The organism is Deinococcus sp. NW-56 (assembly GCF_002953415.1).
Classification (GTDB): domain Bacteria; phylum Deinococcota; class Deinococci; order Deinococcales; family Deinococcaceae; genus Deinococcus.
In genome coordinates this window covers 1,235,373-1,258,067 of the sequence record NZ_CP026516.1, presented here as the reverse complement: position 1 = coordinate 1,258,067, position 22,695 = coordinate 1,235,373, and the positions used below count along the sequence as shown (strand labels likewise).

Genomic DNA, 22,695 nt, shown 5'->3' with positions numbered 1-22,695 from the left:
AGCGCCCACCCGACCGTCCCTGCGCCGCAACCCTACACCGCGACGGAGTCGGGCAGCCACTCCAGCGCCACGCCCCGCGTCCCCAGCCAGGCGTGCAGGTCGTAGCGGGCACGGGCGAGGCCGGAGAGGACTCCATGCGCGGCGATCACGGCATTCATGCACGTCTCGGCGGTGATGTACCCGGCGCGGTGGGCGGCCAGCAGCTCGTCGGTGTCCACGATCTCGGCGGCGATCCCGTCGTGGACGAGGAGGTCGAGGTAGTGGTCGTGGACGCTCCAGACCTCCCCCTCGCAGGTCACGGTGGCGATATCGAGGTAATAGTCGTGCTCGCGCGGGCCGTGGAAATCGTAGCGGCACACGACCAAGCCGAGGTCGGGGAGGAGGTGCGCCTGCCAGTGCCGGATGCGCGGGTGCGCCACGAATTCCCGCGCGACGAACAGGCCGTGCGCGTGCTCGCGGTAGACGCTCACCGGCCGCACCCCGGTGTTGGTGTGGTGTTCGCGGGTCCGCAGGTCGTGGCGCTCGATTTTGACCGGCTCGGCGGCTTGCATGGACCACCGTACCCGGTCCGGGTGGGGGGGCGCTATGAGGGAGCGTTCAAGAGCGGCTTCATGAAGCCGGGCGTGTCCAGGCAACCCGTGGGGGACCCTGCTTTCTGAACCCGGTTCAGGAACCCCGGCGGTCCGGTGCCGACCCCGTAGCCTGAGACGATGAGCCGAACAACCGCATTTCTGGGCCTGGGCGCGATGGGAGCGCCGATGGCCGCGCACCTTGCCCGGTGCGCCCGCGACACCGGGGGCCGCGCCCTGGTCTGGAACCGCACGGGCGCCAAGGCCGACGCGCACGCCCGCGAACACGGCAGCGAGGCGGCGGACCTCTCCGGCACAGCGCAGGCCGACGTGATCTTCTCCTGCCTGCCCACCAGCCGCGAGGTGGACGAGGTGCTGGCGGTGCTGGAGGGAAGCCTGCGCCCCGGCACCGTCTGGGTGGACTGCACCAGCGGGCACCCGGAGGCAGCGCGGCGGCAATCGGCGCGGCTGGCCGAGCGGGGCGTCGCCTTCCTCGACGCGCCCGTCAGCGGCGGGACCGCCGGGGCGCAGGCGGGGACCCTCACGGTGATGGTGGGCGGGGAGGCGGGCGTGCTGGGCCGGGTTCGGCCCGACCTCGCCTTCGCGGGCAAGGTGGTTCATGTGGGCGGCACCGGGGCGGGCTTCGCGGTGAAGGCCGTGAACAACGCGCTGCTGGCCGTCAACCTGTGGGCGGCGGGCGAGGGGCTGGCGGCGCTGGCACGGGCGGGGGTGGACGTGGAAGGAGCGCTGGAGGTCATCAACGCGAGCAGCGGCCGCTCCAACGCCTCCGAGAACCTGATCGGCTCCCGCGTGCTGACGCGCGAGTTTCCGGTGACCTTCAGACTCGGGCTGCTCGCCAAGGACGCGGGCATCGCCGCCGACGTGGTGCGGGCGGCGGGGGCAAGTGCGCCCGTACTGATGCAAGCCGAGGCCCTCTTCCGGGCCGCCGCGACGGTGGTCGGCGCCGGGGAGGACCACACCGCCGCCCTGAGGCTGATCGAGCAGATGAACGACAAGGAGATCCGATGACCCAGAATTCCAGGTTTGCCGTCGTGACGGACGGCGGCCTCGACGCCTTCGCCGACCTTCGCAACGCCGTCCCCGTCGCCCCCTTCAGCCTGAATTTCGGGGACAAGAGCTACCGCATGGGCGAGATCACGCGGGAGTGGCTGTTCCGGGAGCTTCAGACCAACCCCACGCACCCGACCTCCAGCCAGCCCACGCCGCAGGACTGGGCTTCAGGCTACCGGGCGGCGGGGGCGGGCGGCCTCCCGGTGCTGGCCCTTACCATCAGCGCGGGGCTGTCGGGCAGCCGCAACGCCGCCGAGCAGGCGCTCGCGCTGGTGCCGGAAGTGCCCGTGACCATCCACGACACCCGGACGCTGAGTGCCGCGCAGGCCTTTCAGGTTCACGCCGCCGTGACCGCCGCCGAGCAGGGCGAGTCGCTGGAGACGGCGCTGAGCTGGGTGCGGCGCACGCACGAGGAAACCGAGCTGTACTTCACCATCGAGACGCTGGAGTACCTGCGCCGGGGCGGGCGCATCGGACGGGTGCAGGCCACGCTGGGGGGGCTGCTGAACCTCAAGCCGGTCATCACGGTGGACAAGGAGGCCGCGATCTACACTAACGTGGGCCGGGCGCGGTCGTACAAGGGCGCGATCGAGGCCGTCGCCGCGCAGGTCACCGCCCGCCACGGCGAGGGCACCCCGCTGAGGCTGGGCCTGCTCTACGGCTCGGTGCGCGAGGACGCCGACGCCCTGCTGGAAGCCCTCTCGCGGCGGCATCCGGTCGTGTGGTCGGGGTTCGCGGGGGTCAACCCGGTGCTCAATGTGCACACCGGGCCGCGGGCGCTGGGGGTGGCGGCGGCGCCGGGGGGATGGATCTGGGAGAAGTGAGGGGTTAGTACGGCAGCCCCGACAACCGCAACAGCCACTCCCGCGCCTCGGCCGCGTCAGCCAGGCGGCGGGAGCGGTCGGGGTCGGTGAGGGCGGCGAGCAGCGGGTCGAGGGGGTCGGCGGCGGGGGGCGGGGGCACGCCCTGGGGACCCAGTGCCCCGTGCAGGCCCCACCCCAGCAGCACGCCGACCCCGTACAGGTCGCTTTCCGGTCCCAGCGGTTCGCCCCGCCGCGACTCGGGGCTCTGGAAGGCGGCGGTGCCCATGCGGGTGGGGGCGCTGAAGGTCTCCCCGGCCGGACCCGAGAGGTCGAAGTCCACCAGGGTCGCGCTGCCGCCCGGCTCCGCGATGATGTTCTCCGGCTTCACGTCGCGGTGAACCACGCCGCGCCCATGCAGGTGGCCCAGGGCGCCCAGCAGGTGTGCCAGCGTCAGCAGGTAGGCCCGGCGGTCATGGGTCAGGGCGGGGCGGTGGGCGTAACGGGTGAACAGCACCTGGCCGCGGGCATAGGTCAGGAGCAGGCCGGGGCGGCCCTCCACGGTGACGGGGGCCAGCACCCGCACCAGCCGGGGGTGGTCGAGGCCCGCCCCGTGCGCCAGCTCGCGCCCCGCGTGGGCAGCGAAGTGCGGCTCGAAAATCTTGACCGCGCGGGGCTGGCCCTCGGCGTCCACCGCGAAATACACCACGCTGTGCGAGCCGCGCCCCAGGGGCCGCACGAGGCGCACCCCCTCTCCCACGACCTGTCCTGCCAGCGGCATCCTGCCTCCACGGTAGCGCACCCACCGCCGAAGGTGCAGCCCCCTACAATCCCCCCATGCCGGGGTATGGACTGGTCTTGGGGGGCGGGGGCGCACGTGGGCTGGCGCACGTCGGGGTGTGGCGGGTGCTGGAGGAAGCCGGGCTGCCCCCGCAGGTCCTGGCGGGCACCTCGATGGGGGGGCTGGTCGCGGCCTTTATCGCGGCGGGAACGGGCGCAGACGAGTTGCGGCGCATCTCGGAGACGGTGTCGTGGCGGCGGCTGCTCGACTGGCGGCTGGGGACTGGCCTGCTGAAGGCCTCCGCGTTCGAGGCGTGGCTGGCCGCCCATCTCCCGCCGACTTTCGAGGCGCTGGAACGGCCGCTGGCCGTCACCGCGACGGACGTGCTGACCGGGCGCATGGTGTACCTGCGGGGCGGCGACCTGTACGCGGCGCTGCGGGCGACCACCGCCTATCCGGGGGCCATCGACCCGGTGCCCTACGGCGACATGCTGCTGGCCGACGGCGGAATTCTGAATCAGGTGCCGGTGGACGCGGCGCTGTTTCTGGGGGTGCGCCAGGTCGTCGCGGTGGACGTGACGGCCCCCGAGCCGCTGGAGTTGCCGGAGCGGCGCAGCCGCTGGCGCACGCCGGGGGGCCTGGGGCCGGTGCGCTCGCTGCGGCGGGCGGTGGACATCATGCAGGCGCAGCTCACCGATGCCCGCCTGAGCCTCTACCGCCCGGACGTGCTGCTGCGCCCGGACCTCGGGGACATCGACCTGCCGTCCTTTCGCCGGGGGGCGCAGGCCATAGGCGCGGGCGAGGCGGCGGCGCGGGCCGAACTCGCGCGGGTGCGGGCGCTGGTGGGGGGATAGGGGCCGCTGCCCCGGCCCCCGGTCCGCTATCCTGCGCGGCGGACGGCCGCGGCGCGGGCGCGGGGCAGGGCCTGTCAGCTTTTCCTCCGCCGCCTGCCCGCCGCCCTAAAGGAGCCGCATGACAAGACTGAAAGGGGCCGGGAGCGGTCCGCTGGGCAAACTGTGGAAGGAAGTGCTGGAACCCATCGTCTTTGCGGTGGTGATCACCCAGTTCTTGGCGACGCTGGTGGGGGTCGACGGCGTGAGCATGATGCCCAACCTGCGCGACCGGGAGCGGGTCTTCGTGCCCAAATACGAGACGTGGCTGCACAAGGCCGGTGTGGGCGACTTCAGCCGGGGCGACATCCTGATCTTCAAGCCCCCGCGCGAGGCCGCCGACCGCGCCCCCAACCTCACCCGCCCCGGCCCCTTCGGGCTGTGGACCTACCGCCCCTTCCTGATCAAGCGGCTGATCGGGCTGCCCGGCGACCGCATTCGCATTCAGGACGGCGAGGTCTTTGTAAACGGCACGCGGCTCGACCAGAGCTGGACCACCGACTACTGGCGCGAGCAGGGCTGCTGGGACACCGGGAGTCCGCTGGCGAACGGCGCGACCTCCAGCATCGGCGGTATCGTGCCCGACCAGGAGGAAATTACGGTGCCGGACGGCCATTACTTCGTGATGGGCGACAACCGCACGGCAGGCGGCAGCGAGGACTCGCGCCTGTTCGGGCCGGTGCCCCTGCGCGACCTCGCGGGGCGGGCGGCGGCGGTCGTGTGGCCGATCATGCGCAAGCAGAACGCCCGCTACGACTGCGCGGCGGGGCAGGTCGCCGACTTCAGCGGCGAGAGCGTGCTGAACTGGCGCGTGCTGGAGCGCCCCGAGGCCTTCGACGCGCTGAAGTCGGCGCTGGGGGATCAGGCGAAGCGCTGAGAGAACCCACGGGAACGCCGGGCCTTCTCCTCAGAAGGCCCGGCGTTCGGCTTGGGTCTTGGCGAGCATCCCCTGCCCTACGCCTCTTCCCCGTCCTCACCGCCCAGAACGGTGATGTCGGTCTCCTCCCAGGCGACCCGGTATTCGCCCTCGCGGGCGATGAAGTCGGCGGCCATCCGCAGGGTTTCCTCGACCCAGCCGTAGTCGTTGCTGAGGGTGGCGACCCCGATCACCTCCCAGTCGTGGGCGTCGAGGCCGTCGAGCCGGGCGACCGTGAGGGGGTAGCGGGCCTTGAGGCGCTCGACGACCGGGCGCACCAGGGCGCGTTTTTCCTTGAGGTTGCTGACCCAGGGCATCTCCACCCGGACGGTCAGGACGCCGACGTAGCCGAGGGCCACGGGCCTTCAGAGCATCCCGGCCAGGAAGCCCTGCGAGCGCACGGCCCGCACGAGGTCCATCACGGTGTGCTGGGAGGGGTCGTAATGGACTTCGATCTGGCCCTCGTCGGGGGTGGCCTGGGCGACGCCGGGGAGGGAACGGAGGTGCTGGGCGACGCGCTCGCCCGCGTCGCGGGTCATGCCGCGCACGCCGAGCAGCACACGGGTGGGCTTGAGGGTCATGGCGGCCATTATGCCGCGCCTCCATCCGCCCTGGCCAATCGGGTGCCCGGCGCGGTGCCTGCACGGGTCCCCAGGTGACAGACCGCGTACCCGCCGACGAGGTGCGCTTCTTCCTGCCGGGCGGCTCCCTCCAGCGCGGGCGTCACCGGAAAGTGGACCTCGTACACGGCGCTGTCGTAGGCGCTCTTGACGACGGCGTGGAGCAGGCCTGCCGCCGCTTCCCCCGGCGCGTCGGGGGCCAGCAGCAGCGAGCGCACCAGGACGATGGGGCGGTCTCCCTGCCAGACGTGCTGGGCGAAGACGGCTCCGGCGAGGCCCGCGCCCTCCCCCTGCGCCACGAAGGAGTGTTCGCTGCGCTCGTAGAACTTCAGGGCGGCGGTGCTGGTGCTCAGGCGGCCCGTGCGCTCGCGCTCCGGCAGGGCGTCGAAGCCGGGGTCGGCCGTGCGCTGGGCGGTGAGATCGAGCTGGGCGAGGGCCTCGAAATCGGCCTCAGTGAAGGTGCGGTAGCGGAGCATGTCAGGCTCAGCCTAGCGCCGCCCGAGCGATGAGGCGGACAGTTCAGGCTCAGGGAGCAAGCGGGCATTGAGCGTGCCCCACCGGCGACGCCCGTCGCCTTGCCCAGCTCAGCGTGCTTCAGCCCGCCGGTGCCGGGTGGCCGATCCCGTTCGGGGTTCGTTTTCACCGAGCGGGGTCTGGGGCCTGACGGCGCTGTCGTCCCCTCGCCCGGCGGAGAGGCTCGGAGTACGCCTGGTCCAAGCTCTGGCACTCGGACAGACGCAGACCCCCGCGCCCGGCGGGGTGTTTCCCGAGCACAACGACCCCGAGCGGCGAGCCGGGCCGCGTCGCTCAAGGGGCGCTCAAGGCGGCAGACCTGCCCTGGCCCCTACGCTGGCGCGGTGACCCAGCATGACCTTTTGGCTCCTGACCGCCTTCGGGGCGTCCTGCTTGACGTGGACGGCACCCTGGCCGACTCCAACCTCGCCCACGCCCGCGCGTGGGCGGCGGCGCTGGCCGACGAGGGCTTCGAGAAGACGCCCGAGGACATTTTCCCGCTGATCGGCATGGGCGGCGACAAGCTGGTCCCCGAGCTAACCGGGCTGGACGCCGAGAGCGAGCGGGGCCAGCGCCTGACGGACGGCTGGGTCCGGCATTTTCGGGAGCTGATACCCGACCTGCGCCCCACCCCCGGCGCCCGTGCCCTGATCGAGGGGCTGCGGGCACGCGGCCTGCGGGTGGCCCTGGCGACGAGCGGCGAGGCCGAGATCGTGGACGCCTTGCTGGAGCAGATCGGTCTCGACGACCTGAAGTTGGAGCGCGTCAGCAGCAGCGATGTGGAAAACAGCAAGCCCGACCCCGACCTCGTGAAGGCCGGGCTGCACACCCTGGGCCTGCCCGCCGGGGCCGCGCTGATGGTGGGCGACACCCCCTACGACGCCGAGGCTGCCCGGGGGGCCGGAGTACCCTGCGTCCTGCTGCGCTGCGGCGGGCATCCGGGGGCGGAAGGGCATGACCCTCTGTACGACGATCCGCAGGCGCTGCTGGCCGCGCTGAACGAGGCCTTCCCGGTGGAGTGAGGGCACAGGAGGAGGGGCCGGGGTGGCTGTCGCCCCGGCCCCTCCCTGAGTTCGGTTACTCCCCGCCCTGCGGCAGGGCGAAGGCTTGCAGCGGCACCGTTACTTCGCGGGTCTGGCCCCCGCGCTGCACGGTCAGGCGCAGAGAGTCCCCGATCTGCTTGCCGATCACCGTGCGGGGCAAGTCGGCGGCGTTCTCCAGCGGCTGGCCGTCCACGGCGGTGATCACGTCGCCGTCCAGCACGGGGTCGCCCCCCTGCACGGCGGAGGCGGCGCTGCCACGCAGTCCGGCCCGCTCGGCGGGGCTGCCGGGGTAGACCTGAAGGACGAGGGCGCCCTGCTCGGGCAGGCCCGCCCCCTCGCGCTCCTCGGCGGTGAAGCTCGCCACGTCCCGGAAGCCGAGGCCCAGGGTGGGCGTCTGGACCTCGCCGCCGCGCTGAAGCTGCGGCAACAACCGGCGCACGGTGTCGACCGGGACCGCGAAGCCCACGCCCGCGCTCTGGCCGATGCCCCCGGTCAGAATCTGGGTGTTCACGCCGATGACCTGCCCCGCCGAGTCCAGCAGCGGCCCGCCCGAGTTGCCGGGGTTGATCGCCGCGTCGGTCTGGATCACGTTCTGCTCCACGCCCTTGGCACCCACCGGCACGGTGCGCTCCAAGCTGGAGATGATGCCCTCCGAGACGCTGAACTCCAGGCCAAAGGGCGCCCCGAGCGCGATCGCCTTGAGGCCGACCTCCAGCCCCTCCATCTGCCCCAGCGGAATCGGCTTGACTGCCCCGGCGGGCAACCCCTCGGCGCGGATCAACGCGAGGTCGAAGTCGGGAGCGCGGCCCACGACCTTCGCCGGGTAGGTTCTGGAGCTGCCGTGCAGACGGATGGTGATCTCGTCGGCGCCCTCCACGACGTGGTTGTTCGTCAGGATGTCGCCCGCCTCGTTCACGAAAAAGCCGCTGCCCGCGCTTTCCTGGGGACCCTGCTGGGGCATCTCGAAGCCGAACCGTTCCTGCAGGTCGCGCCGCAGTTGCGCCTGCGGGCTGGTATCGCCGCCCCGGTCGGTGACCTCGATATAGACCACGCCGTCCTGCCGGGCCTTGACGACCTGCACGGTGTTGGTTTCCGACTGGGTGCGGGCGCGGGAGGCCTCGGTGGAGCTGGAAACGCCGGAGGTTACCGGGGCGGACGTGGTGGTGGCGGGCACGGCGCCCGTTCCCTGGGCGCTGGTGCGTTCGGAAAGTTCGAAGCCCACGAAGGCGCCCAGCGCGAGCGTCCCGGTCAGGGCCAGCAGGGAGAGGTTCTTCTTCATGGGTAGAGTCTGCCGCCGGGCGGTTACGCGGGGGTTAAAACGGCTCAGGGCAGCTTGAGAAGGGGAAGAAGGACGGGTCCTTGATCGTCCGACCCCTCACCGAAGAGCTGCCGCCAACCGCGTCCCCAAAGAAGTGGAGCCGGTGGGTGCCTGTCGGCAGTCGCCCCTCTGGGAAACATGGTGGCGCGGGCCAGGGCCGCTGACAGGGCGGGGGACTGCCCGCAGGGTGGGCAGCATCGCCTCACAGTCCAGGTCGTCCCGGGCCAGGGCGCACAGGCGCACGTACTCGCGGGCGTCCGAGGGGTACGGAGGTCCAGGCCCGGTTCATACCCGCCCAGCACGAGAGCGAGGGCGGCGCCGCTGAAGGGAAGCAGAGCACGTATGGACCCGCCTACACTGCCCCCGCGCTCGCCCGCCCCGCCACCCGCCCGGAAAAGAGGCAGCCTCCCAGGAACGTTCCCTCCAGCGAGCGGTAGCCGTGCATGCCGCCGCCGCCGAACCCCGCGACCTCGCCTGCCGCGTACAGGCCGGGGATGGGGTCGCCGCCGGGCCGCAGCACCCGGCCCTGCAGGTCGGTTTCCAGGCCGCCCAGCGTCTTGCGGGTCAGGATGTTCATGCGAACGGCGATCAGCGGGCCGTGGGCGGGGTCGAGCAGGGGGGCGGGCGGCGCCACCCGGATCAGCCGCTCGCCCACCAGCGCCCGCGCGCCCCGCACCAGCGCGAGCTGCGGGTCCTTACCCGCTCGGTTCGCCACCTGCAAGTCCCGCTCCCGCACCTCCCGCTCCATGGTAGCGAGGTCCACGAGGTCCGCTCCCGTCAGGCGGTTCATCCCCGCGACGAGGCCGGGCAGGTCGGGGGCTGTCACGAAGTCCTCGCCGTGGTCGAGGAACGCCTGCACCGGGGCCTGCACCGCCCGTCCCACCCGGCCCAGGGTGCGCCGCAGGTCGCGGCCCGTCAGGTCGGGATTCTGCTCGGAGCCGGAGAGGGCGAACTCCTTTTTGATGATCGCCCGGTTGAGCAGGAACCAGGTGTAGGGGTGGCCCTGGCCCGTGATGTACGACAGCGTGCCCAGCGTGTCCGCGCCGGGGTGGTGGGGGTGCGGCAGCCGCCGCCCGGTCGGGTCCAGCCACAGGCTGCTCGGCCCCGGCAGCACCCGGATGCCGTGGTGCGGCCAGATGGGGTTCCAGTTGCGCAGCCCCTCGGTGTAGTGCCACATGCGGTCGGGGTGAATCAGGCTGGCCCCCTGGGCGGCGACCTGGGCCTGCAACTCGCCGTCCACATGCTGGGGCACCCCGCTGAGCAGGAAGGTGGGGGGCGGTCCCATCCGCGCTGTCGGCCAGTTGCGCCGCACCCGCGCGAGGTTGCCCCCCAGCCCGCCCGAGGTCACGACGACCGCGCCCGCCCGCAGTGCGAAGTCGTCCACCACGACGCGGGAACTGGCCTCGCCCCGGTCCACGTCCGACGCCTCCAGCACGTCGCCACGCACGCCGACGACCGCACTGCCCTCCTCGATCAGGCCACGGACGCGATGGCGGAAGCGCATCTGGACGCGTCCCGCCGCCGCGTGCGCCTTCACCCGCCGCACGAACGGCTCCAGCACGCCCGGCCCAGTGCCCCAGGTGATGTGGAAGCGCGGCGCCGAGTTGCCGGGACCCCCCGCCCCCTGAAACCCGCGTTCGGCCCAGCCCACCGCCGGGAAGAAGCGCAGGCCCATGCCGGTGAGCCAGCCGCGCTTCTCGCCCGCCGCGAAGTCCACGTAGGCTTCGGCCCACGCCCTGGGCCAGTGGTCGTCGGGGCGGTCGAAACCCGCCGTGTTCTGCCAGTCGGTCCAGGCCAGCTCGCGCGAGTCGCGGATGCCCAGCCGCCGCTGCTCGGGCGAGTCCACCAGAAAGAGACCCCCGAAGGACCAGTAGGCCTGCCCGCCGAGATTCTGTTCGCCTTCCTGGTCGAGCAGCAGCACCCGCCGTCCGGCGTCGGCAATTTCAGCGGCGGCCACCAGCCCGGCGAGGCCCGCGCCCACCACGATCACGTCTGCCTGCGTTTCCTGGGTCACCTCGACACCTCCTGCCTGCAAAGGAAGAACACCCGGCACGCGGTGAGGCGGGGCGGGTGTCCAGAGTGGGAATGAGGGGCGGAGGGGCTTACTTCTTGCGCTTGCCAGGCGCGGCGCCGCGCTTGCCGCCGCCCCCGCCACCCGTGGTGCGCTCCTTGGCGTCGCGCATGAAGGAGCGCAGCTTGGCCTCGAACTGCGGGCTCTGGCGGCCGATGGCGCGGGGACGCGGCACCTCCTCGGGCTCCTCGAGCAGCTCCTTGATGGAAAGGTCGAGTCGGCCCCGCTCGTCGCGGCCCAGCACCTTGACCTCGATCGTCTCGCCCTCGCGGACGTGGTCGTGGATGTTGCGGACGAAGGAGTGGGCAATCTGCGAGATGTGGACGAGGCCCGTCTCACCGTTCTCGAACTGGATAAACGCCCCGAAATCGGTCACGCGCGTGACGCGGCCCTCGACGACCGCGCCGGGATCAAGCTGCACCAAGGGTGCCCTCCGAAATCAGCATAGGGCACATTCTATACCATGCCCGCCCCCCTGATGTGCCGAGTGTGAAGCCTCCCCTTCCGGGCGAGTAGAGTGGGCGCCGATGAAGCTTCGCGGCACGCTCGGCGGCATGAACCTCCTTCTCGAACCGGGCGACACCGCCGGGACCGTGGCGCAGGCCCTGGCCCCCCGCGCCGAACTGCTCGCCGCCAACGTCACCCTGGAGGTGGCCGGAGACGCCGATCCCGCCGCCCTGGAAGCCGCGCTCGCCGCGATTCGGGAGGCGGGGGGCACGCCGGGCCGCATCCGGGCGCCGCGCGTGACCGTGGCCGCCCCCACCGCCGAGGGCGAGGAGGAGGGCAGCGCCCGCACGGTGATCCTGCCCCACGGCGTCCGCGCGGGCTTTCGGGGCGAATACCGGGGCAGCGTGGTCATCCTGGGCGACGTGAATCCAGGCGCCGAGATCGTGGCGGGCGGCGACGTGATCGTGATGGGAGCGCTGCGCGGGGTGGTCCACGCCGGATATGGCGGCAATGCCGACGCCATCGTGTGGGCGCGGCCCATCGCCTCGGCGCAGATTCGCATCGGGGACGCCGTGGCCCGCGCTCCCGAAGGCGGCGGCCTGGGCAACATGAAGCGGCTGGAGGGCAACGAGGTCGCCGAACTCGCCCGCTTGCAGGGCGGCACCATCGTGATCGAAGCGCACCGCTAGGCCGGGCTATTCGGCCGGAGGTTCGGGATAGAGGCGGAAGCCCGGTTTGCGCCGGTGCGCGAAGCGTTCGTAGAAGGGCACCGGCCCCTCCTCTGCGAGCAGGTCCGCCCGGCTGCCCCCGGCACGAGCGAAGGCGTGCTCGATCAGCCCCCGCCCCAGCCCACCCCGGCGGTGGTCCGGGTGGACCAGCACGAGGACCAGAAAGGCCTGGATCACCCCGTCGCTGAGCATCTGCGCGGCGCCGACCACCCGGCCTTCCCAGTCTGCGACGACGGTGGTGACGCCGGGATTGGTCAGCGCCTGCCAGGTGCGCTCCGGATCTTCGGTGTAGGAAGGGTAGCCTTCCGCGTGACAGAGACTCATCACGTCCGCGAGGTCCCGGCGTTCGATCGGACGAAGAACAGGCACAGGCATGAGCGGAGGGTATAGGCCCACGCCCCCCGGCGGGACTACCCTGGGCGGCATGACACAGCCTTCCCCCGACCCGGCCCTCTCCGGCGAACTGCAGTGGTGGCAGCGCGGGATCATCTACCAGATCTACCCCCGGTCCTTTCAGGACGACTCCGGCGACGGGGTGGGGGACCTCCGCGGCATCACCCGGCGGCTGCCCTACGTGGCGAGTCTGGGGGTGGAGGCGGTGTGGCTCTCCCCCATCTTCGTGTCGCCCATGCGTGACTTCGGGTACGACGTGGCCGATTATTGCGACATCGATCCGCTGTTCGGCACGCTGGAGGACTTCGGCGCGCTGGTGGCCGAAGCGCACCGCTTGGGCCTGAAGGTGATGCTGGACTACGTGCCCAACCACACCTCCAGCGACCACGCGTGGTTCCGGGAGGCGCTGACCGGGCGCGGGAGTGCCCGGCGAGACTGGTATGTCTGGCGCGACCCCGCCCCGGACGGCGGACCCCCGAACAACTGGAAGTCGCACTTCGGCGGCCCGGCGTGGACGCTGGACGAGGCGAGCGGGCAGTACTACCTCCACCAGTTCCTGCCCTCGCAGCCGGACCTCAACTGGGCCAATCCCGACGTGCAGGCTGCCATGCTGGAGGTGCTGCGCTTCTGGATGCGGCGGGGGGTGGACGGCTTCCGGGTGGACGTGCTGAACCTGCTGGCCGAAGACGAGCGCTTCCTCGACGAGCCGCTCAACCCCGAGTGGCGGCCCGGCATGATCGAGTACGCGCAGACCCTGCACATTTACACCAACGACCAGCCCCAGACCCTGCGCTACGTGCGAATGATGCGCGAGGTGCTCGACGAGTTTGATGACCGCATGATGGTGGGCGAGATCTACCTCCCCACCGAGCGGCTGCTGCGCTACAGCGGCACGCCGGAGGAACCGCTCGCGCACCTGCCCTTCAACTTCCACCTGATCCTGCTGCCCTGGGACGCCCGCGAGATTCGCGCCTTCGTGGACGGCTACGACGCCGCCTGCCGCGAGGCACACTCCTGGCCCAACTGGGTGCTGGGCAACCACGACCAGCACCGCTTCAGGACGCGGGTGGGGGCCGAGCAGTACCGGGTCGCGCAGACGCTGCTGCTCACCCTGCGCGGCACCCCCACCGTCTACTACGGCGACGAGATCGGGATGGAGAACGTCCCGGTGCCCTTCGAGCAGATGGTGGACCCGGCGGGCCTCCAGCAGCCGGACGTGCCGGGCGCCAGCCGCGACCCCGAGCGCACGCCGATGCAGTGGGACGACTCCCCGAATGCGGGTTTCGCGCCCGAGGGAGTGTCCCCGTGGCTGCCGATCGCGGGGAACTTCCGGGAGGTCAACGTCGCCGCGCAGGAGGCCGACCCCGCGAGCGACCTCCACTACTTCCGGGCGCTGACCCGGCTGCGGGGCGAGCATCCGGCATTGGTGGGCGGCGAGTACCGCTCGCTGGAGACCGGGCACCCGGACGTATTCGCCTTCGAGCGCACGCAGGACGGCGAACGGCTGGCGGTCCTGCTGAACTTCGGCCCGGAGACGCGGGAACTGGGCCTCGGTTCCGGCGAGACGCTGCTGAGCAGCCTGGGCGACAGGCCGGAGGCGGGGGCGGCCCTGCGTCCCAACGAGGCAAGAGTCGTGCGGCTGGCCTGAGCGCTGACCAGCCCCTACCGTCACACCCTCTCCCCCGGCCCAGGTCCGGTTTATGCTCCGGGCATGGGCTTTTTGATTCGGCTGCTGGTCAATGCGCTGGCGCTGTACCTCGTGACACGGGTGTACGGCGGGGTCAGCTTCGAGCCGGGGGCAGACGCCGTGAGCATCCTGCTGGCCGCGCTGGTGCTGGGCATCGTGAACGCGCTGATTCGTCCGGTCCTGCTGCTGCTCAGCCTGCCCGTCAACGTGCTGACGCTGGGCCTGTTCACCCTGGTCGTGAACGGCGTGGTGCTGTGGCTGGTGGCGAGCGTGACGGCGCTGAACGTGGCGGGCTTCGGGACCGCCATCGTGGGAGCGCTGATCCTGACCGTGATTTCCTGGCTGCTGGACCTCGTGCTGGGCGCCCTGGGGCTGGACAATTGATTCCCACGCTGCTGCGTGACCCGGCCGAGGTGCGCTCGGCGCTGGCCGGGCGGGGCCGGGTGGGGTTCGTCCCCACGATGGGCTATCTGCACGAGGGCCACGCCGAACTGATCCGCCGCGCCCGCGCCGAATGCGACGTGGTGGCGGTCAGCGTGTTCGTGAACCCCACCCAGTTCGGCCCGAACGAGGACCTCTCGCGCTATCCCCGCGACCTGGAACGCGATCTCGCGCTGGCGGGCGGGGCGGGGGCCGACGTGCTCTTCCACCCGGAGGCGGGCGCGATGTACCCCCCCGGCCACGCGACCACCGTGCGGGTGGAAGGGGTCTCCGGGCCGCTGGAGGGCGAGTCGCGCCCCGGTCACTTCGACGGGGTGGCGACGGTGGTCCTCAAGCTGCTGAACCTCGTGGGGCCGGGGCGGGCCTATTTCGGGGAAAAGGACTGGCAGCAGCTCGCGGTGGTGCGGCGGATGGTGCGCGACCTGTCGGTGCCGGTTGAGATCGTCGGGGTGCCCACCGTGCGCGAGGTGTCGGGGCTGGCGCTGAGCAGCCGCAACAGTTACCTCACGCCGGAGGAGCGGGAGCGGGCCAGCGTGCTGTCGCGGGCGCTGCGGGCGGTGCAGTCGGCGGCGGCCTCGGGCGAGCGGGACACGGCGGCGCTGCGGGAGGCGGGGCGGGCGGTGCTGGCGGAGGAACCGGACCTCGCGCTCGATTACCTCGCGGTGGTCGACGGTGACATGCGCGAAAGACCCGCCGTGGAGAATGACCCCATGACCCGCGTGCTCGTGGCCGCCCGGCTGTTCGGCGTCCGGCTGATCGACAACATGGCCCTCTTCCCCGAGCCGGAGGCGACGCCCACGTGCTGACCCTCGACGAGTTGCTGCGCGAGATGGTCTCCCGCCGGGCGTCGGACGTGCACCTTCAGGTCGGCAGTCCCCCGGTCGGAAGGCTGAACGGGGGGCTGATGCCTTTCGGCGATGCGGTGCTGATGCCCGCCGACACCTCGGCCCTCGCGCAGACGATCCTCTCCCCGGACCAGTGGGAGGACGTGGGCTACGGCCACGAGATCGACCTCGCCTACAGCGTGCCAGGGCTGGGCCGCTTCCGCTGCAACGTGTTCAAGCAGCGCGGGGTGGTGGGCATCGTGATGCGGACCGTGAACGAAAGCATTCCCAGTTTCGACACGCTGGGCCTGCCCGCCGACGTGTTGCGCTCGCTCGCCGACGCGCCGCGCGGCCTCGTCCTCGTGACCGGGCCGACCGGCAGCGGCAAGAGCACCACCCTTGCCGCGCTGATCGACCACATCAACCGCACGCACGCCCGGCACATCATCACCATCGAGGACCCCATCGAGTACCTGCACCGCCACGGCAAGAGCCTCGTCGTGCAGCGCGAGATCGGCCCCGACACGCGCGACTTCCGCACCGCCCTGAAGTACGCCTTGCGTCAGGACCCCGACGTGATCATGATCGGCGAGATGCGCGACAAGGACACGGTGGAAGCCGCGCTCTCAGCGGCGCAGACGGGCCACCTTGTGCTCTCGACCCTGCACACCCAAGACGCCATCCGCAGCGTGAACCGCATCATCGACTTCTTCCCGCCGCACGAACGCGATCAGGTGCGGGTGCAGCTCGCCGAGTCGCTCGTCGGCATCGTGAGCCAGCGGCTGCTTTCGCGGGCGGACGGCGCGGGCCGGGTGCTGGGCACCGAAATCCTGCTCAACACGCCCCTCATTCAGGACTACATCAAGGACGAGGACAAGACCCCGCTGATCAAGAGTGCCCTGATGGAGGACAACATCCGGGGGATGCAGACCTTCGACCAGCACCTCGTGCAGCTCTACCAGCACGGCCTGATCCACATGGAAGAGGCGCTCGCGGCGGCGACCAGTCCCCACGAGGTCCGGCTGATGGTGACGCGGGCGGGAGCGGGGTTCTGATCCCACCCCCACACCCCGGCCGCTTTTCCTATACTGGGCCGCTATGACCAGAGAACGCATTTCCATGACCCAGCGCGGCTACGACAAGCTGCGTGAGACGCTGGAATTCCTGAAAACCACCCGGCGCGAGCAGATCAGCGAGTACATGGGGTCGGCCATCGCGGACGGCGACCTGCGCGAGAGTGCCGCCTACGACGAGGCCCGCATGCAGCAGAGCGAGAACGAGTCGCGCATCGTCGAGATCGAGGACCAGCTCGAACGTGCCCTGATCGTGGCCGAGGACTCCTCCGGCGGCATCGGCCTGGGCGCCCGCGTGCGGGTGCGCGACGAGAAGGGCCAGGAGCGGCAGTTCGAACTCGTGGGCACCTACGAGGTCGATGTGCTGAAGGGCAAGATCAGCGACGCCAGCCCCATCGGTCAGGCCCTGCTGGGCCGCCGCGAGGGCGACGTGGTGCCCGTGCCGCTGCCCAAGGGGACCGCCAAGTTCGAGGTGCTGGAAGTCACGTACACCTGAGCCGTGAAGGGTGGGGGGCGGGGGCTGAACGTCGGCTCCCGCCCCTCGCTGCTGCCCTGCCCCGAACGGGACGAATGGGTACAATGCGGCCCGCAGAACTGGAATCACTTCCAGCCCATTTCCACCTTGACCCCCGGAGGCCCCAACCATGACTCTTCAACGTTCCAGCGGCGTGCTGCTGCATCCCACCAGCCTGCCCGGTCCCCACGGCATCGGCGAACTGGGCCAGGCGGCCCGCGCCTTTATCGACTGGCTCGCGGCGGCCGGACAGCGGTCCTGGCAGGTGCTGCCCCTCGGCCCCACCGGCTACGGCGACAGCCCGTATCAGGCCTTCAGCGCCTTTGCCGGGAATCCGTACCTCGTGGACCTCGCCGCCCTGCGCGAGGAGGGCCTGCTCACGGAGGCCGACTTCGCGGACCTGCCCAGCTTCGACCCCGGCCGGGTGGACTTCGGCCTCCAGTACGAGTGGCGCAACAGGATGCTGGACCGTGCCCACGCCCGGTTCGGGGCGGGGGAAGTGCCGGGGCTGCGGGCCGAGTTCGACTCCTTCCGGCAGGAGGAGGCGGGCTGGCTGGACGACTACGCCCTCTTCATGGCGCTGAAGGCCGAGCATGGCGGTGCGGCCTGGAGCGAGTGGGCGCCCGAGCTGCGCGACCGTGACCCTGGGGCGCTGGCGGCGGCCCGCGAGCGGCTGGCGAACGAGGCCGAGCGGGTGGCCTTTGGGCAGTTCCTGTTCTTCCGGCAGTGGGGGGCGCTGCGCGAGTATGCCCGCGCGAGGGGCGTGCAGATCATCGGGGACATCCCGATTTTCGTGGCGCTCGATTCCAGCGACGTGTGGGCCGAGCGCGGGGGCTTCAAGTTCGACGACCGGGGCCAGCCCACGGTGGTCGCGGGGGTGCCGCCGGACTACTTCTCGGAAACCGGGCAACTCTGGGGCAATCCCCTCTACCGCTGGGACGCGATGGCGCAGGGCGGCTACGCGTGGTGGATTCGCCGCTTTCAGGGCAGCCTGAAGCTCTACGACCTGATTCGCATCGACCACTTCCGGGGCTTCGCGGCCTCGTGGGAGATTCCCTTCCCGGCGGAAACGGCGATTCAGGGCGAGTGGGTCCCCGCCCAGGGCCGCGAGATGCTGGAGGCGGTGCGTGAGGCCCTGGGCAGCCTCCCCGTGATCGCCGAGGACCTCGGCGTGATCACCCCGGACGTGGAGGCGCTGCGCGACGACCTCGGGCTGCCGGGGATGGCGGTGCTGCAGTTCGCCTTCGGGGGCGGGGACTTCTCGGTGAATGACTTCCTGCCGCACAACCTGCGGGGGAACCAGGTCGTCTACACTGGCACCCACGACAACGACACCTCGCGCGGGTGGTGGGCGGCCGCCGACGAGCAGGAGCGGCATAACTTCCGGGTGTACACCAGCAGCGATCCCCGCGAGGAGACGTTCGCGTGGCAGCTCACCGAGCTGGCGTTCGGGAGCCGGGCGAATCTGGCCGTCGTGCCGCTGCAGGACCTGCTCAACCTGGGCACCGAGGCCCGCATGAACCTGCCGGGCACGACCGGGCCGCACAACTGGACGTGGCGGTACCGCGAGGGCGACCTCACGCCCGAGCTGGCCGCGCGGGTGCGCGAGTTGACGGAGCGGACGGGCCGGACCGGGTAAGACCGGGCAGCAGGAACGGGGCGCGGGCCGGGGGTCACCTCTCCCGCGCCCTATCCTGTCCCCCATGAAGCTCTACACGAAGACCGGCGACGGCGGCTCCACCGGGCTGTACGGGGCCGACCGGGTCAGCAAGGCGCACGTGCGGGTCGAGGCCTACGGCACCGTGGACGAACTCAACTCGGCGGTGGGGCTGGCGCGGGCGCTGGGGGCGGGGCCAACAGGTTCTGGGCCGCTCGACGCTGACCTGGAGTACCTCCAGAACGCGCTCTTTGACCTCGGGGCCGACCTCGCCACCCGGCAGGAGAGTCCCTATGGGAAGAAGCTCAGCCGCATCGACGAGCAGGACGTGGCCTACCTGGAGGCGATGATCGACCGCTATCAGGAAGGCGCGCCGCCCTTTACCGGCTTCGTGCATCCGGGGGGCACGCCCGCCGCCGCCGCCCTGCACGTGGCCCGCACGGTGGCCCGCCGCGCCGAGCGCGAGGTGATCCGCCTCGCCCACGAGGAGGAAATCAATGGGCACGTGCAGGTCTACCTCAACCGGGTCTCCGACTTGCTGTTCGTGATGGCCCGCGCGGCGAACCAGGCGGCGGGGGTGGGCGAGCACGCCTGGATGGTCAAGGGGCGGCGCTAGGCCGGAGGCAGGACCTGAAACCTGCCCCCCTCCATGCCCCGCCTTCTACTTCGTATTCAGGAAATCCAGAATCGCCCGCGCGATGGACACCGCAATGCGCTCGCGGTAGGCCTCCTGCGAGAGCTTGGCGCCCTCCACCGGGTTGGAGCCGAAGCCGATCTCGATCAGGATGGCGGGCGTGGTGGGGTTGCGGATGACGTAAAAGGCGTCGGTGAGAACGCCCCGGTTGAGGGCGCCCGTCGCCTTGACGAGGTTCGCCTGCACCTTCTGGGCGAGCTGGCGCGAGAAGGCGAGCTTGGCCTGCACCAGCAGATCGCCGAGCAGGCTCTGGGCGCTGTTGGTGGCCTGCTGGGTGAGCTGCTGCCCGACCGAGCCGCCGCCGTTTTCCTGAATGGCGAGGCTGCGGCTGCGTCCCGGCATGGGCTGGCCGAAGTAGTACGTCTCCACGCCGTGAGCCGCCGGGTTGGTGGAGGCGTTGACGTGGATGCTGATAAAGGCGGCGGTGTTGTCGTTTTTCGCCAACCGCGACCGGGCGTCGAGATCCTGGGCTTTATTGGCGTGGAGGTGACGGTCGGTTTCGCGGGTCATCACCACGTCCACCCCGTGCGCCTGAAGTTCGCGGCGCACCCGCAGGGCCACGTCCAGATTGACCGACGATTCCTTCACCCAGCGGCTCTGCATGCCGGGGTCGTTCCCCCCGTGCCCGGCGTCCAGCACCACGCGGGGGCGTGAAACCTTCGCCGTGCTCGCGGGGCGGGTCACGGCGGCAGCGGGCTTGGGCACGGCAGGCGTCACGGCGGGCTTGGCCGCCGGAGTCGCCGCCGCCGAGGCCCGCAGGGCGTCCACCACCAACCGCGCGGGCTGGCCTCCTCCGGCGGGCAGCACCTCCACCCGCGCCCCCGAGAAGCCCGGCGTCAGGGTAAGGGTCACCGTGTTGCCGCTGACGCTGTAGGCCCCCAGGCCCGTCACCGTGAGCTTGCCCGAGGCGGCGGGCAGGCTCAGGCCGAGCTTCACGGTCACGGTCTGGCCTTTCACGGTGCTCGCCGCCGTGGTCACGCGGGGCAGGCTGAAGACGGCGCGGGTGTACCCGTCGTGCGCCCACACGCGGGGAGGCGCCGAGGCCGCCGAGGCGAGCAGCAGGAGCGGCGCGAGGGGAATCAGTCGCTTCACTGCCCCCGAGTGTAACCCCCGTTTCTTTGAGAGTGGATGAAGAATCCGGCAGGCTGAAGCGCGTCTGACGCGTCGGCTCACCGGCCTCAGGGGGGGGCCGCTAGGGTGGGGGCATGAAGCGTGTCCTTCTTCCCCTCCTCGCCGCCCTGACGCTGGGCACCGGCAGCGCCGTCACCTTCGGCGGCCTGAACGTGACCCCGCGCGGCGCCCAGAACCTCAACCTCGAAACCGGCGCGACCGAGTTTCCCTCGGGCGGCACCGTGACCGACAGCAAGGGGGGCGTGCGCCTGAGCGCCGAGCGGCTGCAACTGCACCCCGGCGAGCGCCTCAGCGCCCAGGGGGTGACCCTGACGACCAAGCAGGGCGGCACCCTGCGGGCCGCGAGCCTCACCTATGACCTCAGGGGCGGCGTGGTCACCGCCACAGGCTCGGCGAACTACAGCGACGCCCGCATGAAGGGCCTGACCGCCGATCGCATGACCCTGAACGTGAAGACCGGCTTCGTGAGCGCCCACGGGGGCGTGCGGGCACAGAGCCCGCAGCTCAGCGCCTCGGCCCTCGCCTTCGACGGCCGCACGGCGCAAACCGTGCTGGCGGGTCCGGCCCGGCTGAGCGCCAGCGGCAGTGCCCTGGAGGCGGGCGCGGGCGGCCACCTGCTGCTGACCTTCAGCGCCCAGCGGTTGCTGCGGGCCACGGCGAAGCCGGACGCGGGCACGCTGAAGCGGTTCGCGCCCTACCTGAAGTAAGACGGACTCCGATTGAATCGTTTACGAAGTGATTCAATCCGAGCGGACTTGCAAAGCTGCGGAGCAGAGCGAGGAAGAGAAAAACGGGTTCCGGGTTGTCAACGAAACAGACGGAATCCGTATGAGGCGGCAGCGGAGGAGCGGCGCCGGGGCAGGACCTCGGCGCCGCTCTCCTGCCCCAGCTTCAGGGCAACAGGTCGCGGAAACCCAGCACCTCGCGCACAAAGAGTCGGGCGAGGCGGGGGTCGAGCTGACTCCCCGCGCCCCGCAGGATCACGCGGGCCGCCTCGCGCTCGCACCAGGCGGGCTTGTAGGGCCGGGCGCTGATCAGGGCGTCGAACACGTCCGCGACGGCGACGATCCGGGCCGCGAGGGGAATGCGGCGGGAGCGCAGGCCGCAGGGATAGCCGCCCCCGTCCCAGCGTTCGTGATGGTGGCGCACGGCGGCCACGGCGGCGGCGGGGAGCGGCAGGGGCGCGAGCAGTTCGGCCCCCCACGCCGCGTGGCCCTGCACCACCGCCCGTTCCTCCCCGGTCAGCGGTCCCGGCTTGTCCAGCACCTCACGCGGGACGCGCACCTTGCCGAGGTCGTGTAGGGCGGCCCCCCAGCGCACCGCCCGGACCTGTTCGGGGGACAGCCCGGCCGCCTGGGCCAGAGAGACGGCGAGGGCCACCACCCGCCGCCCGTGGCCCTGGCCCCCGCCCTGCACCGAGGCCAGCAGCTCGGCAGCGGCGCCGAGGGCCAGCTCCGAATTTGCGGGCAGACGGCTTGCCGCCGTCCAGATGGCCCCGGTGTCCACCCCCAGCTCGGCCAGCCGGGCCAGCACCTCCCCCACTCCCTGCCGAATCGCCTCGGCCCGCCGCCCACAGGGACAGGCGGGCCAGGCCGCAGGAGGAGACGGGTGAGCGAGCGCGAGCATGAGCATGAAGGTAAGTTAAACCTCCGGGTGTGAGGAAGGGGTGATCGTCCCTTCGGGGAGGAGGGCACCGGACCGCGCGTCCACTAAGGTTGGACCATGTTGCGTGTGCTGTTTGTGGGGGACGTGTACGGCCAGCCGGGGAGAAAGCTGCTGAGTCAGCATCTGCCGGGGCTGAGGCCCGAGTTCGATTTCATCATCGTGAACGGCGAAAACGCGGCCGGGGGCTTCGGCCTGCACCGCGAGGCGGCGGCGGCGATCCTGGCGGCGGGGGCGGGGTGCATCACCCTGGGCAACCACGCCTGGCACCACAAGGACGTCTTTGCCCTGATGCTGGACGAGGCCCAGTTTCCCATCGTCCGCCCCATGAACTACGCCGACCCCGGCACGCCGGGCGTGGGCTGGCGCTCCTTCGACGTGAGGACGGCGAGCGGGGGCAGCGAGCGGCTGACGGTCGTGAACGTGCTGGGGCGCGTTTTCATGGAGGCGGTCGCCAACCCCTTTCAGGCGATGGACGAGCTGCTGACGCGGGACGACCTCGGTACCGTCTTCGTGGACATGCACGCCGAGGCGACGAGCGAGAAAGTGGCCCTCGCATGGCACCTCGACGGGCGGGTGGCCGCCGTGATCGGCACGCACACCCACGTCCCCACCGCCGACACGCGCATCCTGCCGGGCGGGACCGCCTTCCAGACCGACGTGGGCTTTACCGGGCCGCACCGCAGCGTCATCGGGGCGGACCCCGAGGGACCCGTCCAGAAGTTCCTGACCGAGCGGCCCTGGCGCTTCACCGTGGCGGGCGGCCCAGCGGAACTCAATGCGGTGCGGCTGGAGCTGGAGGGGAACCGCGCCCGGTCCGCAGAGCGCTACCGTTACGTGGAGGAGGGCTAG

26 protein-coding genes are annotated in these 22,695 nt (G+C 71.4%); 15 read left to right on the top strand and 11 right to left on the bottom strand.

Features of this window, described 5'->3' with window-relative positions:
• Positions 1–32: 32 nt before the first annotated feature.
• Positions 33–551 carry a DUF402 domain-containing protein gene (locus C3K08_RS06320; protein ID WP_104990536.1) on the bottom strand — a complete coding sequence of 173 codons (519 nt, stop codon included), beginning with the start codon at positions 549–551 and terminating at the stop codon, positions 33–35.
• A gap of 159 nt (positions 552–710) precedes the next feature.
• Between C3K08_RS06320 and C3K08_RS06315 the strand changes: the two genes are divergently transcribed.
• Together C3K08_RS06315 and C3K08_RS06310 are read left to right on the top strand one after the other, a co-directional pair.
• Positions 711–1,598 carry an NAD(P)-dependent oxidoreductase gene (locus tag C3K08_RS06315; protein ID WP_104990535.1) on the top strand — a complete coding sequence of 296 codons (888 nt, stop codon included), beginning with the start codon at positions 711–713 and terminating at the stop codon, positions 1,596–1,598.
• Positions 1,595–2,464, top strand: a complete 870-nt coding sequence (locus C3K08_RS06310; RefSeq protein WP_104990534.1) for a DegV family protein — start codon at positions 1,595–1,597, stop codon at positions 2,462–2,464. The genes C3K08_RS06315 and C3K08_RS06310 overlap by 4 nt, the downstream gene beginning before the upstream one ends.
• Positions 2,465–2,468: 4 nt before the next feature.
• Here the strand turns inward: C3K08_RS06310 and C3K08_RS06305 are convergent, their stop codons facing one another.
• Entirely contained in the window at positions 2,469–3,221 is a 753-nt protein-coding gene (locus tag C3K08_RS06305; RefSeq protein WP_104990533.1) for a serine/threonine-protein kinase, read from the bottom strand.
• A 56-nt stretch (positions 3,222–3,277) separates the two neighbouring features.
• Between C3K08_RS06305 and C3K08_RS06300 the strand changes: the two genes are divergently transcribed.
• Both C3K08_RS06300 and lepB read left to right on the top strand, forming a co-directional pair.
• Positions 3,278–4,075, top strand: coding sequence for a patatin-like phospholipase family protein (locus C3K08_RS06300; protein ID WP_104990532.1), 798 nt, complete (start codon positions 3,278–3,280; stop codon positions 4,073–4,075).
• A 118-nt stretch (positions 4,076–4,193) separates the two neighbouring features.
• On the top strand, positions 4,194–4,988 hold the full coding sequence (gene lepB, locus C3K08_RS06295) for a signal peptidase I (RefSeq protein WP_104990531.1): 795 nt from the start codon (positions 4,194–4,196) through the stop codon (positions 4,986–4,988).
• 77 nt (positions 4,989–5,065) lie between these two features.
• Here the strand turns inward: lepB and C3K08_RS06290 are convergent, their stop codons facing one another.
• The 3 genes from C3K08_RS06290 to C3K08_RS06280 are packed head-to-tail and all read right to left on the bottom strand — an operon-like array spanning position 5,066 to position 6,123.
• On the bottom strand, positions 5,066–5,386 hold the full coding sequence (locus tag C3K08_RS06290) for a DUF503 domain-containing protein (protein ID WP_104990530.1): 321 nt from the start codon (positions 5,384–5,386) through the stop codon (positions 5,066–5,068).
• A 6-nt stretch (positions 5,387–5,392) separates the two neighbouring features.
• Positions 5,393–5,617 carry a heavy-metal-associated domain-containing protein gene (locus C3K08_RS06285; RefSeq protein WP_104990529.1) on the bottom strand — a complete coding sequence of 75 codons (225 nt, stop codon included), beginning with the start codon at positions 5,615–5,617 and terminating at the stop codon, positions 5,393–5,395.
• Positions 5,617–6,123: a DUF1999 domain-containing protein gene (locus C3K08_RS06280; protein ID WP_104990528.1), complete on the bottom strand. Its 507-nt coding sequence runs from the start codon at positions 6,121–6,123 to the stop codon at positions 5,617–5,619. Before C3K08_RS06280 ends, C3K08_RS06285 begins: the two co-directional genes overlap by 1 nt.
• A gap of 381 nt (positions 6,124–6,504) precedes the next feature.
• Here C3K08_RS06280 and C3K08_RS06275 point away from each other — a divergent pair, with 381 nt between their 5' ends.
• Entirely contained in the window at positions 6,505–7,182 is a 678-nt protein-coding gene (locus C3K08_RS06275) for an HAD family hydrolase (RefSeq protein ID WP_104990527.1), read from the top strand.
• Between the two features lie 55 nt (positions 7,183–7,237).
• On the opposite strand, the gene C3K08_RS06270 is transcribed toward C3K08_RS06275, so the two are convergent.
• The 3 genes from C3K08_RS06270 to C3K08_RS06260 form a co-directional block, all read right to left on the bottom strand.
• On the bottom strand, positions 7,238–8,482 hold the full coding sequence (locus tag C3K08_RS06270; protein WP_104990526.1) for a S1C family serine protease: 1,245 nt from the start codon (positions 8,480–8,482) through the stop codon (positions 7,238–7,240).
• A 391-nt stretch (positions 8,483–8,873) separates the two neighbouring features.
• Positions 8,874–10,535: an FAD-binding dehydrogenase gene (locus tag C3K08_RS06265; RefSeq protein WP_104990525.1), complete on the bottom strand. Its 1,662-nt coding sequence runs from the start codon at positions 10,533–10,535 to the stop codon at positions 8,874–8,876.
• Positions 10,536–10,623: 88 nt separating this feature from the next.
• Positions 10,624–11,016 carry a S1 RNA-binding domain-containing protein gene (locus tag C3K08_RS06260; protein WP_104990524.1) on the bottom strand — a complete coding sequence of 131 codons (393 nt, stop codon included), beginning with the start codon at positions 11,014–11,016 and terminating at the stop codon, positions 10,624–10,626.
• Positions 11,017–11,119: 103 nt separating this feature from the next.
• Between C3K08_RS06260 and C3K08_RS06255 the strand changes: the two genes are divergently transcribed.
• Positions 11,120–11,728 (top strand): septum site-determining protein MinC, encoded by a 609-nt coding sequence (locus C3K08_RS06255; protein ID WP_104990523.1) that lies wholly within the window; start codon positions 11,120–11,122, stop codon positions 11,726–11,728.
• A gap of 6 nt (positions 11,729–11,734) precedes the next feature.
• Here the strand turns inward: C3K08_RS06255 and C3K08_RS06250 are convergent, their stop codons facing one another.
• A complete protein-coding gene (locus C3K08_RS06250; RefSeq protein ID WP_158679862.1) occupies positions 11,735–12,142 on the bottom strand; it encodes a GNAT family N-acetyltransferase in 408 nt (135 codons plus the stop codon).
• 49 nt (positions 12,143–12,191) lie between these two features.
• On the opposite strand from C3K08_RS06250, the gene C3K08_RS06245 reads away from it, so the two are divergent.
• The 7 genes from C3K08_RS06245 to C3K08_RS06215 all read left to right on the top strand — a co-directional run bounded on the left by C3K08_RS06245 (position 12,192) and on the right by C3K08_RS06215 (position 18,972).
• The gene (locus tag C3K08_RS06245; protein WP_199777006.1) at positions 12,192–13,808 is read left to right on the top strand and encodes an alpha-amylase family glycosyl hydrolase; all 1,617 of its coding nucleotides are present in this window, start codon (positions 12,192–12,194) and stop codon (positions 13,806–13,808) included.
• A 63-nt stretch (positions 13,809–13,871) separates the two neighbouring features.
• Complete coding sequence (locus C3K08_RS06240) at positions 13,872–14,231, top strand: phage holin family protein (RefSeq protein WP_104990521.1); 360 nt, start codon at positions 13,872–13,874, stop codon at positions 14,229–14,231.
• Between the two features lie 77 nt (positions 14,232–14,308).
• Complete coding sequence (gene panC, locus C3K08_RS06235) at positions 14,309–15,094, top strand: pantoate--beta-alanine ligase (RefSeq protein WP_234009221.1); 786 nt, start codon at positions 14,309–14,311, stop codon at positions 15,092–15,094.
• Positions 15,091–16,167, top strand: a complete 1,077-nt coding sequence (locus C3K08_RS06230) for a type IV pilus twitching motility protein PilT (RefSeq protein ID WP_104991950.1) — start codon at positions 15,091–15,093, stop codon at positions 16,165–16,167. The genes panC and C3K08_RS06230 overlap by 4 nt, the downstream gene beginning before the upstream one ends.
• Before the next feature lie 43 nt (positions 16,168–16,210).
• Positions 16,211–16,681 carry a transcription elongation factor GreA gene (gene greA / locus C3K08_RS06225; RefSeq protein ID WP_104990520.1) on the top strand — a complete coding sequence of 157 codons (471 nt, stop codon included), beginning with the start codon at positions 16,211–16,213 and terminating at the stop codon, positions 16,679–16,681.
• Positions 16,682–16,829: 148 nt separating this feature from the next.
• The gene (malQ, locus tag C3K08_RS06220; protein ID WP_104990519.1) at positions 16,830–18,338 is read left to right on the top strand and encodes a 4-alpha-glucanotransferase; all 1,509 of its coding nucleotides are present in this window, start codon (positions 16,830–16,832) and stop codon (positions 18,336–18,338) included.
• Positions 18,339–18,402: 64 nt separating this feature from the next.
• Positions 18,403–18,972, top strand: coding sequence for a cob(I)yrinic acid a,c-diamide adenosyltransferase (locus C3K08_RS06215; RefSeq protein ID WP_104990518.1), 570 nt, complete (start codon positions 18,403–18,405; stop codon positions 18,970–18,972).
• A gap of 45 nt (positions 18,973–19,017) precedes the next feature.
• Here the strand turns inward: C3K08_RS06215 and C3K08_RS06210 are convergent, their stop codons facing one another.
• Entirely contained in the window at positions 19,018–20,142 is a 1,125-nt protein-coding gene (locus C3K08_RS06210) for an N-acetylmuramoyl-L-alanine amidase (protein WP_234009197.1), read from the bottom strand.
• Between the two features lie 113 nt (positions 20,143–20,255).
• Between C3K08_RS06210 and C3K08_RS06205 the strand changes: the two genes are divergently transcribed.
• Positions 20,256–20,888 (top strand): hypothetical protein, encoded by a 633-nt coding sequence (locus tag C3K08_RS06205; protein WP_104990517.1) that lies wholly within the window; start codon positions 20,256–20,258, stop codon positions 20,886–20,888.
• A 184-nt stretch (positions 20,889–21,072) separates the two neighbouring features.
• Here the strand turns inward: C3K08_RS06205 and C3K08_RS06200 are convergent, their stop codons facing one another.
• Positions 21,073–21,807, bottom strand: coding sequence for an HD-GYP domain-containing protein (locus C3K08_RS06200; protein WP_234009196.1), 735 nt, complete (start codon positions 21,805–21,807; stop codon positions 21,073–21,075).
• Between the two features lie 96 nt (positions 21,808–21,903).
• On the opposite strand from C3K08_RS06200, the gene C3K08_RS06195 reads away from it, so the two are divergent.
• On the top strand, positions 21,904–22,695 hold the full coding sequence (locus tag C3K08_RS06195) for a TIGR00282 family metallophosphoesterase (RefSeq protein WP_104990515.1): 792 nt from the start codon (positions 21,904–21,906) through the stop codon (positions 22,693–22,695).